The 14,264-nt window shown below is 66.7% G+C and carries 19 protein-coding genes; 10 read left to right on the top strand and 9 right to left on the bottom strand.

Features of this window, described 5'->3' with window-relative positions:
• Window positions 1-64: 64 nt before the first annotated feature.
• Window positions 65-1,756, top strand: a complete 1,692-nt coding sequence (locus L8G49_RS03345; protein ID WP_242137605.1) for a bifunctional diguanylate cyclase/phosphodiesterase — start codon at window positions 65-67, stop codon at window positions 1,754-1,756.
• On the opposite strand, the gene L8G49_RS03340 is transcribed toward L8G49_RS03345, so the two are convergent.
• The 4 genes from L8G49_RS03340 to L8G49_RS03325 form a co-directional block, all read right to left on the bottom strand.
• On the bottom strand, window positions 1,726-2,943 hold the full coding sequence (locus tag L8G49_RS03340; protein ID WP_242182427.1) for a CCA tRNA nucleotidyltransferase: 1,218 nt from the start codon (window positions 2,941-2,943) through the stop codon (window positions 1,726-1,728). The genes L8G49_RS03345 and L8G49_RS03340 overlap by 31 nt on opposite strands.
• On the bottom strand, window positions 2,931-3,530 hold the full coding sequence (locus tag L8G49_RS03335) for a CoA pyrophosphatase (RefSeq protein ID WP_242182426.1): 600 nt from the start codon (window positions 3,528-3,530) through the stop codon (window positions 2,931-2,933). Before L8G49_RS03335 ends, L8G49_RS03340 begins: the two co-directional genes overlap by 13 nt.
• Window positions 3,527-4,087, bottom strand: a complete 561-nt coding sequence (locus L8G49_RS03330; RefSeq protein ID WP_242182836.1) for a DUF1285 domain-containing protein — start codon at window positions 4,085-4,087, stop codon at window positions 3,527-3,529. Before L8G49_RS03330 ends, L8G49_RS03335 begins: the two co-directional genes overlap by 4 nt.
• A 74-nt stretch (window positions 4,088-4,161) precedes the next feature.
• Window positions 4,162-4,674: an N-acetyltransferase gene (locus L8G49_RS03325; protein WP_242182834.1), complete on the bottom strand. Its 513-nt coding sequence runs from the start codon at window positions 4,672-4,674 to the stop codon at window positions 4,162-4,164.
• 109 nt (window positions 4,675-4,783) lie between these two features.
• Between L8G49_RS03325 and L8G49_RS03320 the strand changes: the two genes are divergently transcribed.
• The 3 genes from L8G49_RS03320 (at window position 4,784) to L8G49_RS03310 (ending at window position 6,185) form a co-directional block, all read left to right on the top strand.
• Window positions 4,784-5,416, top strand: coding sequence for a glutathione S-transferase (locus tag L8G49_RS03320; RefSeq protein ID WP_242137601.1), 633 nt, complete (start codon window positions 4,784-4,786; stop codon window positions 5,414-5,416).
• 63 nt (window positions 5,417-5,479) lie between these two features.
• Entirely contained in the window at window positions 5,480-5,851 is a 372-nt protein-coding gene (locus L8G49_RS03315) for a dihydroneopterin aldolase (RefSeq protein WP_242137600.1), read from the top strand.
• 7 nt (window positions 5,852-5,858) lie between these two features.
• Window positions 5,859-6,185 carry a Rossmann fold domain-containing protein gene (locus L8G49_RS03310; protein ID WP_242182424.1) on the top strand — a complete coding sequence of 109 codons (327 nt, stop codon included), beginning with the start codon at window positions 5,859-5,861 and terminating at the stop codon, window positions 6,183-6,185.
• A gap of 86 nt (window positions 6,186-6,271) precedes the next feature.
• Here the strand turns inward: L8G49_RS03310 and L8G49_RS03305 are convergent, their stop codons facing one another.
• The gene (locus L8G49_RS03305) at window positions 6,272-7,144 is read right to left on the bottom strand and encodes a hypothetical protein (protein ID WP_242182422.1); all 873 of its coding nucleotides are present in this window, start codon (window positions 7,142-7,144) and stop codon (window positions 6,272-6,274) included.
• A gap of 222 nt (window positions 7,145-7,366) precedes the next feature.
• Here L8G49_RS03305 and L8G49_RS03300 point away from each other — a divergent pair, with 222 nt between their 5' ends.
• The 5 genes from L8G49_RS03300 (at window position 7,367) to L8G49_RS03280 (ending at window position 10,993) form a co-directional block, all read left to right on the top strand.
• Window positions 7,367-8,041 carry an energy transducer TonB gene (locus L8G49_RS03300; RefSeq protein WP_029623784.1) on the top strand — a complete coding sequence of 225 codons (675 nt, stop codon included), beginning with the start codon at window positions 7,367-7,369 and terminating at the stop codon, window positions 8,039-8,041.
• A 63-nt stretch (window positions 8,042-8,104) separates the two neighbouring features.
• The gene (locus L8G49_RS03295) at window positions 8,105-8,911 is read left to right on the top strand and encodes a MotA/TolQ/ExbB proton channel family protein (protein ID WP_242137597.1); all 807 of its coding nucleotides are present in this window, start codon (window positions 8,105-8,107) and stop codon (window positions 8,909-8,911) included.
• Window positions 8,912-9,004: 93 nt separating this feature from the next.
• A complete protein-coding gene (locus tag L8G49_RS03290) occupies window positions 9,005-9,484 on the top strand; it encodes a biopolymer transporter ExbD (RefSeq protein ID WP_242137596.1) in 480 nt (159 codons plus the stop codon).
• A gap of 29 nt (window positions 9,485-9,513) precedes the next feature.
• Window positions 9,514-9,942, top strand: coding sequence for a biopolymer transporter ExbD (locus tag L8G49_RS03285; protein ID WP_242137595.1), 429 nt, complete (start codon window positions 9,514-9,516; stop codon window positions 9,940-9,942).
• 154 nt (window positions 9,943-10,096) lie between these two features.
• On the top strand, window positions 10,097-10,993 hold the full coding sequence (locus tag L8G49_RS03280; RefSeq protein ID WP_242182420.1) for a hypothetical protein: 897 nt from the start codon (window positions 10,097-10,099) through the stop codon (window positions 10,991-10,993).
• Between the two features lie 9 nt (window positions 10,994-11,002).
• Here the strand turns inward: L8G49_RS03280 and dcd are convergent, their stop codons facing one another.
• Window positions 11,003-11,557: a dCTP deaminase gene (dcd, locus tag L8G49_RS03275; protein WP_242137593.1), complete on the bottom strand. Its 555-nt coding sequence runs from the start codon at window positions 11,555-11,557 to the stop codon at window positions 11,003-11,005.
• A gap of 95 nt (window positions 11,558-11,652) precedes the next feature.
• Here dcd and L8G49_RS03270 point away from each other — a divergent pair, with 95 nt between their 5' ends.
• A complete protein-coding gene (locus tag L8G49_RS03270) occupies window positions 11,653-12,351 on the top strand; it encodes a hypothetical protein (protein ID WP_242182417.1) in 699 nt (232 codons plus the stop codon).
• On the opposite strand, the gene L8G49_RS03265 is transcribed toward L8G49_RS03270, so the two are convergent.
• The 3 genes from L8G49_RS03265 to L8G49_RS03255 are packed head-to-tail and all read right to left on the bottom strand — an operon-like array spanning window position 12,348 to window position 14,012.
• Complete coding sequence (locus L8G49_RS03265; protein ID WP_242137591.1) at window positions 12,348-12,827, bottom strand: cytidine deaminase; 480 nt, start codon at window positions 12,825-12,827, stop codon at window positions 12,348-12,350. The genes L8G49_RS03270 and L8G49_RS03265 overlap by 4 nt on opposite strands.
• Window positions 12,824-13,513, bottom strand: a complete 690-nt coding sequence (locus L8G49_RS03260) for a GH25 family lysozyme (protein ID WP_242182416.1) — start codon at window positions 13,511-13,513, stop codon at window positions 12,824-12,826. The genes L8G49_RS03265 and L8G49_RS03260 overlap by 4 nt, the downstream gene beginning before the upstream one ends.
• A 16-nt stretch (window positions 13,514-13,529) precedes the next feature.
• Window positions 13,530-14,012: a UPF0262 family protein gene (locus tag L8G49_RS03255; RefSeq protein WP_242137589.1), complete on the bottom strand. Its 483-nt coding sequence runs from the start codon at window positions 14,010-14,012 to the stop codon at window positions 13,530-13,532.
• Between the last annotated feature and the right edge of the window lie 252 nt (window positions 14,013-14,264).

The raw sequence follows: 14,264 nt of genomic DNA, 5'->3' as shown, positions 1-14,264 counted from the left end.
TGCAGCGGCTTGTTAACTATTCGGCCCTAGCACGATCCCAATGGCGCTCAGGACTCATCCTGTCTTGGTGGAAGATCCCGTGGTCGGTGCGCTGATCGCGATGGACAACAATGCCTTGTCGGTCATGCTGGTGTCGCGCGCGATCGATCTGTTGCCGATTCCGGCGGTGCTCGTCGTCCTCGGGCCCGGCGGTGTACGGGTCGAGGCATCCAACAGCGCGTTCGATGCCGCGGGTCTGGGGCCGGCCGAACGGCGCCCGTCGCTGATCGCGCAGATCGAGCCGCAGATCGTCGCGTTCATCCGCGGCGAATCGCTGCGTGCGGAATTCCGGATCGACTTCGGCGACGTCGTCGACGGTCGTCATTACCAGGCGACGCTGGCGCGGCTGATCCGCAACCCCGAACAACGCTGCATTCTGACGCTGGTGGACCAGACCGCCGAACTGCGGACCGAACACAATCTACGCCGGGAGATGCTGACGGACAGCCTGACCGGCCTGCCGAACCGGGCCGGGTTCAGCGACCGGCTCGAAATGCTGATCGAGGACCCGCTCAAGCGCGACCGCTATGCGGTGCTGGTCATCGACCTGGATCGCTTCAGCCGCGTCAACGCCTGCCTCGGATCGATGGCGGGGGATGAACTGCTGATCACCGTCGCTCGCCGCCTCAAGGGGGCATTGCGTGCGCAGGACGTGCTGGCCCGCACCGGCGGCGACGAATTCGCGATCCTGCTGACGCTGGAGGACGGCGCGATCGATGCGGAGCAGGTTTCAAAACGCATCTTCGGCGCGCTCGCCACGCCGTTCCGATTGTCCGACTTCGAGATCCGGGTCGCCTGCTCGATCGGCATCGCCTTTGGGGCGGCCGAGATCGACGATGCCGAGGAACTGATCCGCCACGCGCAATTCGCGGTCAAGCGATCCAAGGTGACGGGAAAATCGGAAGCCTATCAGACCCAGGCCTTCGACATCGCCCGCGAACAGTTCGGGATCGAGACCGCGCTGCGTCGCGCGATCGAGCGCGGCCAGCTGCGCTTGTGCTATCAGCCGATCGTCGATCTCGCGACGGGGCGGCTGGTCGCGTTCGAATCGCTCGCGCGCTGGCGCGACGAACAGGGGACGGAATATTCGCCGAACGATTTCATCCCGGTCGCCGAGGAATCCGGGCTGATCGTGCCGCTCGGGCGGTGGGCGATCCAGGAGGCGGCGGCGACGCTGGCGGGCTGGGATGCGCGGCTCGGCGGCGACTGCGGGGTAAAGCTCGCGGTCAACCTGTCGGCAATCCAGTTGCAGCGCGATACGATCGCGCCCGTGGTGCAGGCGGCGCTCGATTGCAACGGCTTGAGCGGGCAACGGTTCACCCTGGAACTCACCGAAAGCGCGCTGGTCAGCGACCCGGACCGGATCGCCGGGATCATGCATGCGCTGAAGGCGCTCGGCACCACGATCGCGATGGACGATTTCGGGACGGGCTATTCGAACCTCGCCTATCTCCAGAAACTGCCGATCGACGTGCTCAAGATCGATCGCAGCTTCGTGACCGGGATGCTCGCCGACCGCGACAAGATCGCGATCGTCCGCGCCATCCTGAGCCTGGCCCAGGCCCTCGGGATGCAGACCACCGCCGAGGGGATCGAGACGGTCGAACTGTCCCAGACGCTTGCGGCCCTGGGGTGCAGCTTTGGCCAGGGGTATTTCTTCGCGCGTCCGCTGGAGGCGGATGCCGCCTATGCGATGCTGGTCGACCGCCGCCACTGATCGACCGCGGCGTCGGCCAGCTGCGCGGTGCGATCCGCATCCGGAAAACCCGCCGCGATCCAAGCGTCCTCGACCTGCCGCAGCATCCGGGCCACGTCGGGCCCCTTGCCGACTCCCCGTTGAACCAGGGCGCCGCCCGTCAGCGGGAAGGTCGGAATGACGAACTCTGCGATCGCCTGCGCGCCGGTCACCGCCGCGCTTCCAGTCGTCGTCAGCAGCCAGCGGTCGAGCGCACCGTCGCGCCCGAGGCGATAGGCCAGCGCGGGCGGGGTGCCCCCCGGTTCGCCGAGCGCCGACATGATCCGCTTGCGTTGCGCGTTCGACAGCTTGAGGCGGTTGGCGATCGCTTCGCCCAGCGCGGGATCGCGCGGGAGCAGCGCCGCCAGCCGGCGCAACGGATCGGGGGCGATCGCCGCCGCCGTTTCATAGCCCGCCACCTCGTTAAGCCGGGTAACGCCGGCCTGCGTGATCTCGGGCAACACCGGCAGCAGGATGCCGTGCGCGATCATCAGGGTCAGCGTGGGGACCGCGCCGGGGGCGACCAGCAGCTTGAGCAGTTCCGCCGCGATCCGTTCGCGCGACAACGCCATCAGGTCGTTCGCGCGCGACGTGCAGGCGGCCAGCCCGTCGGCGTCGGCAACCTCGCCGAAGCGCGCGTGGAAGCGGAAGAAGCGCAGGATCCGCAGGTGATCCTCCGCGATTCGCTGCAGCGGATCGCCGATGAAGCGCACGCGTCCGGCCGCGAGATCGTCGATCCCGCCGAAATAATCGAACAGTTCGCCCGTGATCGGATCGGCATAGAGCGCGTTGATCGTAAAGTCGCGCCGCGCGGCGTCCTCGCGCCAGTCGTCGGTAAAGGCGACCACGGCGTGCCGGCCATCGGTCGTCAGGTCGCGGCGCAGCGTCGTCACCTCGACTGGTCCATCGGCGAGCACCGCGGTGATCGTACCGTGCGCGAGGCCGGTCGGCACCGCCTTGATCCGTGCGCGTTGCAGCAGCGACAGTACGTCTTCCGGGGCGTGGCGCGTCGCGAGGTCGATGTCGGAGACCGCACCGGCCAGCAACGTATCGCGCACCGCCCCGCCGACCACCCGCGTTGTGCCGGTGTCGGCCCCGAGGACGCGGCAGAGTTCGATCAGGTCCGCCCGTTCCCGCCAGGCAGCGGCGGGCAGCGTCACGCGTTCCATCGCAGCCGACGCGACAGATTGACGATCATCGCCGCGGTCGCACCCCAGATCCGGTGCTCGCCCCAGAGGATCTCGTAATAATGCCGGTTGCGCCCCTGCCACTCGACGCTCGCCTCGATGTGGTTGCCCGAATCGAGCAGGAAGCCGAGCGGCACCTCGAACACGGCGGCGACTTCGGCGGCATTGGGGGTGAAGACCAGATCGGGCGGCACGACGCCGATCACCGGGGTCACCTCGAACCCCGTCACCGTGCGATACCGGTCCGCCACGCCGACGACATGAACCGCGTCGCGGGGCAGGGCGATTTCTTCCTCGGCTTCGCGCAGGGCGGCCGCGATCGCATCGGTGTCGTCGGGATCGATCCTGCCGCCGGGAAAGGCGACCTGGCCCGCGTGGCGGCTCATCGTATCGGTGCGTCGCGTCAGGATGACACCGGGTTCGGGTCGATCGGTGACCGGAACCAGCACCGCCGCCTGCGATAGGGCGGAGGGAAGCGGATCGGTGTCGACATGATCACCGGTCAACAGCACGGCGTCTTCGGCCGGGCCGAATTCAAGCGCGTGGCGCAATCGATCGATAAGGGTCATGCTTCAGGCTCGATTGGAAAGAAACTGCCGGCGCTCCAAACGCCGGGCGGGGTGTCGGCACCGTCGATCGCGCGTTGCGCCAGATCATAATAGACCGATCGCGCGACCACTGCGTCGAGGTCGTTCCGCACGCGCAGATAGGGGCGCGGCCCATCGTCGCGGGGTTCGAAGCGCAGCGGATGCTCGGCGTCAGCGGTGACGATGTCGCCAGTGTTGAGCCGGAACGCGAGCACGGCGTCCTTGCCGGCACGCTCGGCCTTCATCTCGACGGCAACGAACGGCGCATCCTCGACGACGATGTCGAGCTTCTCGACCGGCGTGACGAGGACGTAGCCGCCATCCGGTTCGCGTCGCAGAATCGTCGAGAACAGCCGCACCATCGCGGGCCGCCCGATCGGCGATCCCTGATGAAACCACGTGCCATCGCGGGCGATGCGCATTTCGCTGTCACCGCAATGGGTCGGGTTCCAACGGTCGACGGGCGGAAGTTTGTGCTCCTCGGCCAACCGCGCGATGTCGGCGAGCGAGAGGGATGCGAGGTCGGGGATCGGCTCCATGGGCATGGCGCAGGCGGTAGGACAGCGCAGCCGGTGCGTAAAGCGGTGCCGGGACGGCACGCCGCATTCCCCGATCAGGCGAGCGCGGGAATCCTCGGTCCAAGCAGCCCCGCACGGGCCGGAACGGCCGCGCCGCGCGCCAGCAGACGATGCGGCTCGACCGGGCCGGGGACTCGCCACAGGGCAGTCCGGCGCGCATCGAAGCCGAAGAACCGGCCATAATATTCGGGATCGCCGATCAGCGTCAGCGCATCGGCCAGCCCGGATTGCGCTGCCCGCTCCAGGGCGTGCGCAGTGAGCGTCCGCCCGATGCCGGCTTGCTGGCGCGCGGGATCGACCGCGACCGGACCGATCTGTACCATGTCCACGTCAACGCCGTCGTCCCCGACGAAGCGGATCGGCCAGCACTGGATCGTGCCGATCAGCGCGCCGCGATCGCACGCAGCGAAACTGAGGGTCGGTATCGCCGCCATGCCTTCGCGGATGCGATAGGCGGTGCGGCCGTGACGCGCCGGGCCGAACGCCTGATCGAGCAGGTGCTCGATCCGGTCGGGCGCGATGTCGGCAATCGGCACGATGTCGATCACGGAGTTGACCACGGGCACGTCCTCGCCGACGCACAGTCCCGGATGGACCGGCGGGGCTGCGCGCTTTAGCCTTCACTCCGCCGAACGCAAGAAAGAAGGAGTCCCGACGATGAAACTCTTCGATGCGGATTGGGCGCCAAGCCCGCGGCGGGTACGCATCTACTTGGCGGAGAAACAGATTACGGTCGATCGGGAACGCATCGACTTGCGCCGCGACGAACAGCTGGGCGAGGCGTACCTGAAGCTCAACCCGCGCGGCGTGGTTCCAGCGCTGCAACTCGACGACGGCGAGATCCTGTGCGAATCCGCGGCCATCTGTCGCTATTTCGAAGCGCTCGGCGCGCTATCCGCGCTATTCGGCGAAACGGCGCTCGACGTTGCGCGGATCGAGGGCTGGACCCGAAGGATCGAGGCGGAGGGCTATGCCGGCGTCGTCTATGTCCTGCGCAACCAGCGGGAGGCCTTTCGCGACCGGGGTGTGGCGGGGAAGTGGCCGGCGATCCCGCAGATCCCGGAACTGGCCGAGCGCGGGCACATCCTGTGGGATACGTTCGTACGCGCGCTCGACGCGCACCTCGCGGGGCGGTCTTGGATCGCGACCGATTCCTATAGCTTCGCGGACATCACGGCCCTGGTGACGGTCGATTTCGCCAAGGCGGCGAAGCTGGCGGTGCCGGATGGGGCGGCGCACCTGCGGCGGTGGCATGCGGCGGCGTCGGCCCGGCCCAGCGCGACGGCGTGAGGGCGGTTCCCCTGCGCCACCGATCTGCTATGGCGCGCGCCTGTACCGATTGAAGGGCTCGCCTTGGACGACCGACTGACACTGAATGTGCACGACCTCGAAGTGCAGGTGCTGACCGGCATTTATTCCGAGGAAACCCATTTGCCGCAGCCGCTGCGGATCTCGCTGACGGTCGATCTGACGGTGCCCGAGCGCTACGAGCCGGATACCCCGCTCGGCGCTTCGAAGAATTATCTGGACCTCAAGCATGCCGCGACGACGGCCTTGCCGGAAGGAGTCCATTTCACGCTGATCGAGGCCGTGGCCGATCACATCTGCGAGACGCTGTTCCTGCAGGACACGCGCGTGACGCGGGTCGAGGTGACGATCGTCAAGCTCGCGATTGCCGAGGCGGGGGAATCGATCGGGATCACGCTGACCCGACACCGGCGATGATCGGCGGATGCTGAGCAAGGCGGTCGCCGCGGCGGTCGGTCCGCACGCCGCTCTGGTCGTGGCGACGGCGGCATCGCGCACGACCGACGTGATCGCGGCGCTCCGCGCGGCAGGGCAGGGCAATACGGTCGTGCTGCTGATCGAGCCGGGCGTCGCCGCCATCGACCGGGCCATGCTGCTGGCTGCGCTGGGACCCTTGGCGGTCGCCTTGGCCCCGGTCCGGATCGCGGCGGTCGACGTCGCGGAAGGGGCGGCGGAAGAACGGGTCGTCGCCGCTGCGTCCTACCTTGCGGTCGCGCAGTCGACGACGGGCCAGTACCTGCGGGTCGTTTGAGCGCCAGCGGTCGGTTCGATCGGCGTTGAGCATGGCCGGGGCGTCCGATTAGGACGTGGTCAGGACGTTCCCGGCTCCCGTCTGTGCTATCGTCCCCCCATCACGGCGGTCCGATCGCAGGCGCCCAGGCCGCTGAGGATGGTGGCATAGTCCTCGCGCACGATCGCATTGTCGCCCTCGCTGCCGTGCAGCGCGGTGTCGGGCAGCGTTGCGGGAAGGCTGCAGGCGAGGCGATACCATAGCAAGGTTCGGGCCGCAGGCGGCGGGGCTGCCTGGTCGACGACTTCGGTCAGTGCCACCGACCAGCGGGGCGGTTGCCCGGCCTTCCGCAACACGTTGAGCGAGATCGGGCGGCTGTCGGCGGTCATCAGGAAGATCTGAGTCTCCCCGTCGCCCGGCAAGTCGCCCGCGGTGAAGAAGGCGTTGCCCACCCCGGTTACCGTCGGCGGCGTGTCGGGGGCGAGCACCTCGCGGACGATCTGTCGGGTCAGTGCGTCGGCGGCCGGGGTCCAGTTGCGCTGCGCATCCGAACGGACCAACTGAATCTGGCCCTGGTTGTTGGCGACGCCCCGGGCGAACAGCAGGACCCGCGTCTTGCGATAGCGCGGCGGGCGACCGTGGGCATCCAGGGGCACATCGATCGTATACCCGATTCTCGGCGGCACGGCGCCGGTTCCGCGAATCAGCGCGGTGACATCGGCCTCGACATACAGCCGCGCGGCGTTTTGTGGCACGTCCGGTGCTTCGGCCGGTTTGAGCCGCACTTCGCTCCGAATGGTCGCGTCGACGATCACCGGTGCCGCCACGACAAGGTCCGCATAGTCCGCATAGGGTATGGCGGGGGCCTGAGGCAAAACGGCAGAATCCAGCGGTTTCAGAGGCGTTTGCTGCGTTGCACCAAGGAGCGGAGCGGTGGTCAGGGCAGTGGCGGCGATGAGCCATTTCGGAGCATTCGTCATGCGGATGCGTTACCTGACCGTACCAGTTTTAAACAGAAATAATTCTGCCACGCAGTGGTTGTACGTTTGTTGCGTGAGACAAAGCGTTTGCGTCGTGGTTTTGGGCGCGATAGAGGTTACGGCCTGTCCAGGATACATTAACCCATGACAGGCCGGATAACGAGCGGACGTTACGGATCGGGCTTGGACCGTCGTGCCGGAATAGAGGAGTTTCGTTTCTGAATGGCTTACGCTGATCGCAATACAAGTGGCAGCCGCGCCGTGTCGATCGTGATCGTTTCGGTCATCGTCGCACTGTTTGCGTGGGGCTTCGTGAACGGGTTGACCTTCAAATATATCAAGAAGGTTACCGAGAAGCTAAACACGTTCGACGTCGTCGAACCGCCACCCCCGCCGCCTGACAAGCCGCCGCCCCCGCCGCCCGAACAGCCGCAGCTGCAGACCCCGCCGGTCGTGTCGCCGCCGCCGATCGTGCGCGTGCAGGCTCCGCCGCCGCCGGTCACAACCGTCATCACGCCGCCCCCGGCCGCACCGATCACGGTGCGGGCTGCAGCGCCTGCGCCTGTTCCCGTTCCGGCGCCGCCCGCTGCGCCGACGGTCAGCAAGGCTGCTGGTCCGAAGGGGAACCCGGCCGACTGGATCACCAACGACGACTATCCGTCCGACGCGCTGAGCGCCGAGGCCCAGGGTACGACGAAGATTCGGTGGGACATCAGCCCGGCAGGCCGTGTCGAGAATTGCACGATCGTCGCGTCCAGCGGCAATTCGTCGCTCGATCGCGCCGCCTGCAGCGCGTTGACGCGGCGTGGGCGGTACACGCCTGCGCTGGATCAGAACGGTGCGCCGATGCGGACCAGTGGCCAATCGCGCAACGTCGTCTGGCGTCTGCCCGAATAATCATCCGGCCGTGCGGCTCCCGGCGGGTCGCGCGGCTTCATAATCGAGAAGGAAGTACCCTCAATGTCGACCACCATCCTCGCCGCCGGAGCATCGGCCGCAGACAATTTCGGCTTCATGAACGCAATGAAGCAGGGCGGCCCCGTCACGTGGACGACGGCCGCCATCCTCACCATCTTCCTGTTCTTCACGCTCTACATCTTGTTCACCAAGATCTTCGAGCAGCAGAAGATCATCAACCAGGGCCGTCGCGTTCGCGCGACCTTCTGGAACTCGAACTCGCTGCGTGAGGGCGCTGCCAAGCTCGAGAAGAACTCGGCCTACAAGCAGATCGTCGACGACGGCCTGGCCGCTCAGGAGCAGCACGGCCGCCTGACCGATCCGGTCGAGGCGCATGACTGGCTGCACGGTTCGCTGATGCGGTCGGAAGCTGCGATCAACTCGCAGCTCGGCGGCGGTCTCGCCTTCCTCGCGACGGTCGGCGCAACCGCACCGTTCGTCGGTCTGTTCGGTACGGTGCTCGGTATTTACCGCGCGCTGATCGGCATCGGCCAGGCTGGCCAGGCATCGATCGACAAGGTCGCAGGCCCGGTCGGTGAGTCGCTGATCATGACCGCCTTCGGTCTGGTCGTCGCAGTTCCGGCAGTGCTCGCGTTCAACTTCCTGCAGCGTCGCAACAAGGCGATCGCGGAGCATCTGAGCGCGTTCTCGACCGACGTTCTGGGCTACCTCGCTTCGGACGGCGCAGTCCGCCCGGCAGCGTCGCGCGCGGCACCCGTCAAGGGTACCCCGCCGGTCGGTGGCACCAAGGCGGCTGCTCCGGCAACGACGACCGCCGGCCAGGCTGGTGGCGTTCAGACGCGCGTCTAAGGACGACCCGGGGCCGTCCATCCGGACGGCCCCGATTTTCTCGCCGCCCGGACGTGCCGGGTGGCCTGACTGATACGGATAGGATGGCCTTTCATGGCGATTAGTACTGGTGGTGCAGAAGACGCCCCGATGTCCGACATCAACACGACCCCGCTCGTGGACGTCATGTTGGTGTTGCTGATCATCTTCCTCATCACGGTTCCGGCGATTGTGCAGAGCGTCAAGCTGAAGCTGCCCGACGTGCGGTACGACCCGACCGTGACCAAGCCCGAGAACGTCTCGCTCTCGATCACGCGCGATCCCAGCGGCGCGTGTGCCGTCTATTGGGGCCTGACCCGCGTGAGCCACGAAGAGCTGCTCAAGCGCGCGACCGACAAGCTGAAGGAAATCGTCGACAAGGCCGGCGGTGCCGCCAACTTGACGACCGAGGACCTGCCCGAGGCGCATATCCGTGGTGACGTGGAAACGCCGTACCGGTGCATCGGCGGCGCGATCTACACGATGCAGTCGGCCGGCTTCGCCAAGGTTGGCTTCATCTCCGAACCGCCTCCCACCGGCGGTCCGTCATCGTAAGCGTGCGCTAGCACCAAGGAGTAATTAGCATGGCAATCAGTGCAGGCGGCGCCGAAGGCGAGCCCATGATGGACATGAACACGACGCCGTTGATCGACGTCATGCTCGTGCTGCTCATCATGTTCATCATCACGATCCCGATCCAGACGCATGCGGTGAAGGTCGATCTGCCGATCAACGACCCGAACCAGGTCAAGCCGCCGGTGGACCCGCAGAAGAACAAGATCGTCATCACGCCGGACGGCGTGGTCCTGTGGAACGGCGCACCGACCGACGGGGCAACGCTGCAGCAGTATCTGACGCAGACGACCCAGCTGAACCCGGAGCCGGAACTGCACTTCCAGCCGGATCCGGCGGCCCGCTACGAGAAGGTCGACCAGGTTCTGGCGATCATCAAGCGGTCGAACGTGTCGAAGCTCGGCTTCATCGGCAACGAGCAGTATCGCGGCGAATTCTGATCAAACGTCGCCACGGCGAACGAATCGGGGCGGTCCTTCGGGGCCGCCCTTTTTTTGTTGCGTTCGGCCGCGGCTCGTATCGCACGCGGCGCAGCCATGCCCTATGCTCGGTGGACATCTCGACGAACGGATCACGGGGAAGGATCGCGTGGCAATGCAGCGCAGAACCGCCAACGGCGCACGGGTCGTCCCGCTCTGGAGTATCCGGACAGTCGTAGCATTGGCGTTAGGGTCCGGCATCGTGCCAGCCTCCGCATCGGCCCAGGCGATCCTGCCGCCGCGGACGGACGGTGCGACGCTGCGAGCGCAACTCGCCCCGGTAATGGCACCCCCGGGGCGCGCCATGCCCGCGGACGCCGCCGCGCTCGACACGATGCTCGGTAAGCAAGACTGGCAGGCGCTGACCGCCAGGTTGCGCGCCACGCAGGCCGCGCCGGAGATCGTCCTGGATATGAACTGGGCGCAGGCGCACCTTCACGGCGGCGCGGGCTTTGTCATCGCCTATGCGTATATGAACGACCTGTGGCGACTCGGCAGCGCGGTGCCCGGTGCACCGGGCGATGGATTGAAGCAGAGCGCGGCGATGGTGATGCTCTACGGCTTGGATCTCGCCGTCGTGGATGGCGTGAAATGCGCAGACCGGACCGCGCCGGGGCGACGGGTTGATCAGCTGTTCGCTCAGAATGGCGCGATCCTGGCCTATCTGCGCGGACTGCCGATGGCCGCTCGCGCGACCATTGCGAACACGTCGCTGAACATCGAAGCCGCGACCACGGCAGTGCGCGCGAACGACGACGTCTTGTGCCGCGGCGGCATGGACGAGATTCGGGCGGGCCTCGACGCCCAACGGAGCAAGCCGTTGACGCAGGTCCCGAATTCGCCCGGGACGGTAGGCAAGACCTATGCCGTCTCCGCGCCACCCGGCTACGCGCTGCAGTTCGTCAGCGCCGCGACCTGGGTACCCCTGCAGCTTGCGGCGCGCCGGTCGCTGCCCGCGATGCTGACGCGACTCGTGCAAGCAGCGCCCGCAGAGCCGACCCCGATCCGCTAGGGCTGCCGCTCACAAGCGCGGAAGGGTTACCCCGCGTTGCCCCATATATTTGCCCGCCCGGTCGGCATAGCTGGTCTCGCACGGCTCGTTCCCTTCGAGGAACAGGAACTGGCAAGCGCCCTCGTTGGCGTAGATCTTGGCGGGCAAGGGCGTGGTATTCGAGAATTCCAGCGTCACATGCCCCTCCCACCCGGGCTCGAGCGGGGTGACGTTGACGATGATCCCGCAGCGCGCATAGGTCGACTTCCCGAGGCAGATCACCAGCACATCGCGCGGCACGCGGAAATATTCGACCGTCCGCGCAAGGGCGAAGCTGTTGGGCGGGATGATGCAGCAATCGGTCTTGCGGTCAACGAAGCTGTTCGCGGCGAAGTCCTTCGGGTCGACGATCACGCTGTCGATGTTGGTGAAGATCTTGAATTCGTCCGAAACGCGCGCGTCATAGCCGTAGGAGGACAGGCCGTAGGAGATACACCCGTCACGCTTCTGGCCGTCGACGAACGGCTCGATCATGCCATGCTCAAGCGCTTGCGTGCGAATCCAGCGGTCGGACATGATCGACATGCGTCTCTTTCCTTCGATAGGGCGCGATGGCCGTGGTGGCGTTTCGCCGGAAAAGGCGGTGTGGGCAAGGCACGTTGTTGCGGGGCGTGCCAACCATGGATAGCCTCGGGGCAGGGCAGGGGGCAGCGATGCGGCGCTGGTGGAGACGGGTTCAGGGAGGCATCGCGATTGCAGCGGCCGTGCTCGCAACGGTCGCGCTCGTGCCCGAGGTCCTGGCATTCCCCCATCGGCAGGCGATTGGCGATACCATCTTCTATGCCGAGCAGCCGCTGCCCGCCACCATGCCGGCGCTGCTCGCGCGGAGCGATGCGATGCTGCGCCACAGTGCGCTGTACCAGCCGGGGTATGGACGGCGCATCTTCCTGACCGATGGGGGGTGGCGGTGGCGGTTGCTGGCGTTGAGCTCGTCCGGCGCGTTCGCTTTTTCGCGTCCGTTCGGCGACGTGATCGTCGTCAATCGAAGCGATCCGACGCACGACCTCGTCTTCAACGGGCAGGCGATCGGCGGCCGTCGCGCGCTTTCGGACGTTCTTGCGCACGAGCGTACCCATGCACTGATCCGTGCGCGCTACGGCCTGCTGGCGGACCTGCGGTACCCCGCCTGGCTGCGCGAGGGCTATTGCGATGTCGTCAGCGGCGGCGGCAGCCTGTCGGATGCGCAGGCCGCGGCGCTCGAAGCCGAGCATCGCGCGCACCCGGCATTGCTCTATTATCACGGCCGCAAGCGGGTCGACGCCCTGCTTCGCGCCGCGCATGGCGACGTCGATCGCGTGTTTGCCGAAGCCGTGCGTTAGCGAGTCGGGCCCAGGCCGAGATCAGCGGGACCAAAGGCATGCGGCAGCAGCACCGATAGCGGATAGCATTCGATCGCGTCGCCTTCGGCCGCACCGCACCAGACGGTCACGTCATGCCCACCGATCTGCGCCGCCTCGTTGATGACCTGCCGACACCGGCCGCAGGGGCCGACCGGGGCCGTCCCGATCGGGCGTCCGGCGGCGTCCATTGCTCCGCCAATCACGCCGATCGCGATGACTTGCGCGAGATCCCCCGCGCTGCTGACCATCGCCAGCGCGACCGTCTCGGCGCAAAGCGACAGGCCATAGCTGGCATTCTCGAAATTCGCGGCGGTCACCGTGCGACCATCGGCCAGCAGCACCGCGGCGCCGACGGCGAAGCGCGAATAGGGCGCATGCGCGTTCAGCGCCGCGCCGCGAGCGGCGGCAATCAGCGCGGCGCCGGTAGCGCTGTCAGTCGAGGCGTGCTGCGTCATGGTCGTACGACATCCCAATGTACTGGCGTTTCGACGCCCTCGATACGCCGTTCGGCATTGGCCTGCCACATCCGCCATGATCGCGCCGGATAATCGGGGGCGAGGTAATTCTGCACCGCCCAGACCCCGCGCGGCAGCGCCGCCGTCACGCCATAAGCGGACTCGAACGGCTTGGTCACCTTGATCAGCACCGGCTTGCCGGTGTGCGCTTCGACCATCTCGAGATATTGGCGGAGCCCCGCGAGCACCGCCGCCGGCGCCGGTCGCACGGTGCAATCGGCCGCGAAATCGAGCACCACCGCCGCGGGCAGCGCATCGTCGGCGCGCGGCACGGTCGTGTTGAAGTTGTTCGCCTGGTCGACCGCCGGCTTGCACAGGGAGTAGCGATGCAGTGCCCCGCGCCGCATCCCGGTCTCTGCGACCGCAGCCCAATTCTCCTCGAACCGGGTGTCGCGCCGGTCGGCGCCGACGGTTGCGCGGAGGTAGGCGAAGTCCGCGCCGCTGCGCTTGACCGCCCACCAGTCGACCGGGCCGTTGACCGCCGAGACGTCGATCCCCTGGAATGTGTACGGTGCGCCCGGCTTCCAGCCCATGGCATACACCCATGCCCCGATCGCGCCCAGTCCGAGTGCCACGGCGACACCTGCGAACAGCGCGACCAGTCTGCCCAAACGGCGAACGGTCAACACTTTACCCCTAATATTATGCTTTGATGTGGAGGACGCAGATCAGCGTGAAGAGGCGTCGGGCGGTGTCGAAATCGATTTCGATCTTTCCAGCCAGCCGCTCGCGCAGCAATTCTGCCGCCTCATTGTGGATGCCGCGGCGCGCCATGTCCACCGTTTCGATCTGCGCAGGCGTCGCATTGCGGATTGCCTGGTAGTAACTATCGCAGATCGCGAAATAATCCCGGATGGGGCGGCGGAACCGGCCCATCGCGAGGACATAAGTCTCGAGCAGCGATTCGTCCGCGCGGTGGATCGCGATGGCGAGCCGCCCTTCCTCGACCGCGAGCGCGATCCGGTATGGCCCGGCATAGCCGTCGGGATACTCGCGTTGCGGTGCGAAGTGGTTGCCCTCGATCAGATCGAAGATCGCGATCCGCCGTTCCTGCTCGATATCTGCCGACCGCCACAGGATCGTGCGTTCGTCGAGCGTGACGGCGATGATGCGCGGATCGGCCATGCACCAGCCGTAGAGGGGAAGGGTGGGGAGAATCAACGCATTCTAGCGCGGGTCGCGGACGGTGCGAACCACGAGCGGCGTACGGCTTGGGTTATCCCGGACTTATCCACAGGTTTGTGACCACGTTATGCCGGACTTATGCAGGGCTTTTGCCGGACTTCCCCACCACCGTATCGCGGCCTCGTCCCGCAAGGCATCTTGCTGTTGTTCTGCGCGTGGACGCGCAGGCTACGGTGAGCCCCGAGGACAAGG

It is taken from the genome of Sphingomonas sp. CARO-RG-8B-R24-01 (genome assembly GCF_022662295.1).
GTDB lineage: Bacteria > Pseudomonadota > Alphaproteobacteria > Sphingomonadales > Sphingomonadaceae > Sphingomonas.
This window is presented reverse-complemented; position numbering and strand designations above follow the sequence as displayed.

Coding starts and splice junctions, on each gene's coding strand:
- L8G49_RS03340 (WP_242182427.1), bottom strand. CDS start 2,943: ATGGAACGCGTGACGCTGCCCGCCGCTGCCTGGCGGGAACGGGCGGAC.
- L8G49_RS03335 (WP_242182426.1), bottom strand. CDS start 3,530: ATGACCCTTATCGATCGATTGCGCCACGCGCTTGAATTCGGCCCGGCC.
- L8G49_RS03330 (WP_242182836.1), bottom strand. CDS start 4,087: ATGGAGCCGATCCCCGACCTCGCATCCCTCTCGCTCGCCGACATCGCG.
- L8G49_RS03320 (WP_242137601.1), top strand. CDS start 4,784: ATGAAACTCTTCGATGCGGATTGGGCGCCAAGCCCGCGGCGGGTACGC.
- L8G49_RS03310 (WP_242182424.1), top strand. CDS start 5,859: ATGCTGAGCAAGGCGGTCGCCGCGGCGGTCGGTCCGCACGCCGCTCTG.
- L8G49_RS03305 (WP_242182422.1), bottom strand. CDS start 7,144: ATGACGAATGCTCCGAAATGGCTCATCGCCGCCACTGCCCTGACCACC.
- L8G49_RS03300 (WP_029623784.1), top strand. CDS start 7,367: ATGGCTTACGCTGATCGCAATACAAGTGGCAGCCGCGCCGTGTCGATC.
- L8G49_RS03295 (WP_242137597.1), top strand. CDS start 8,105: ATGTCGACCACCATCCTCGCCGCCGGAGCATCGGCCGCAGACAATTTC.
- L8G49_RS03290 (WP_242137596.1), top strand. CDS start 9,005: ATGGCGATTAGTACTGGTGGTGCAGAAGACGCCCCGATGTCCGACATC.
- L8G49_RS03285 (WP_242137595.1), top strand. CDS start 9,514: ATGGCAATCAGTGCAGGCGGCGCCGAAGGCGAGCCCATGATGGACATG.
- L8G49_RS03280 (WP_242182420.1), top strand. CDS start 10,097: ATGCAGCGCAGAACCGCCAACGGCGCACGGGTCGTCCCGCTCTGGAGT.
- dcd (WP_242137593.1), bottom strand. CDS start 11,557: ATGTCGATCATGTCCGACCGCTGGATTCGCACGCAAGCGCTTGAGCAT.
- L8G49_RS03270 (WP_242182417.1), top strand. CDS start 11,653: ATGGATAGCCTCGGGGCAGGGCAGGGGGCAGCGATGCGGCGCTGGTGG.
- L8G49_RS03265 (WP_242137591.1), bottom strand. CDS start 12,827: ATGACGCAGCACGCCTCGACTGACAGCGCTACCGGCGCCGCGCTGATT.
- L8G49_RS03255 (WP_242137589.1), bottom strand. CDS start 14,012: ATGGCCGATCCGCGCATCATCGCCGTCACGCTCGACGAACGCACGATC.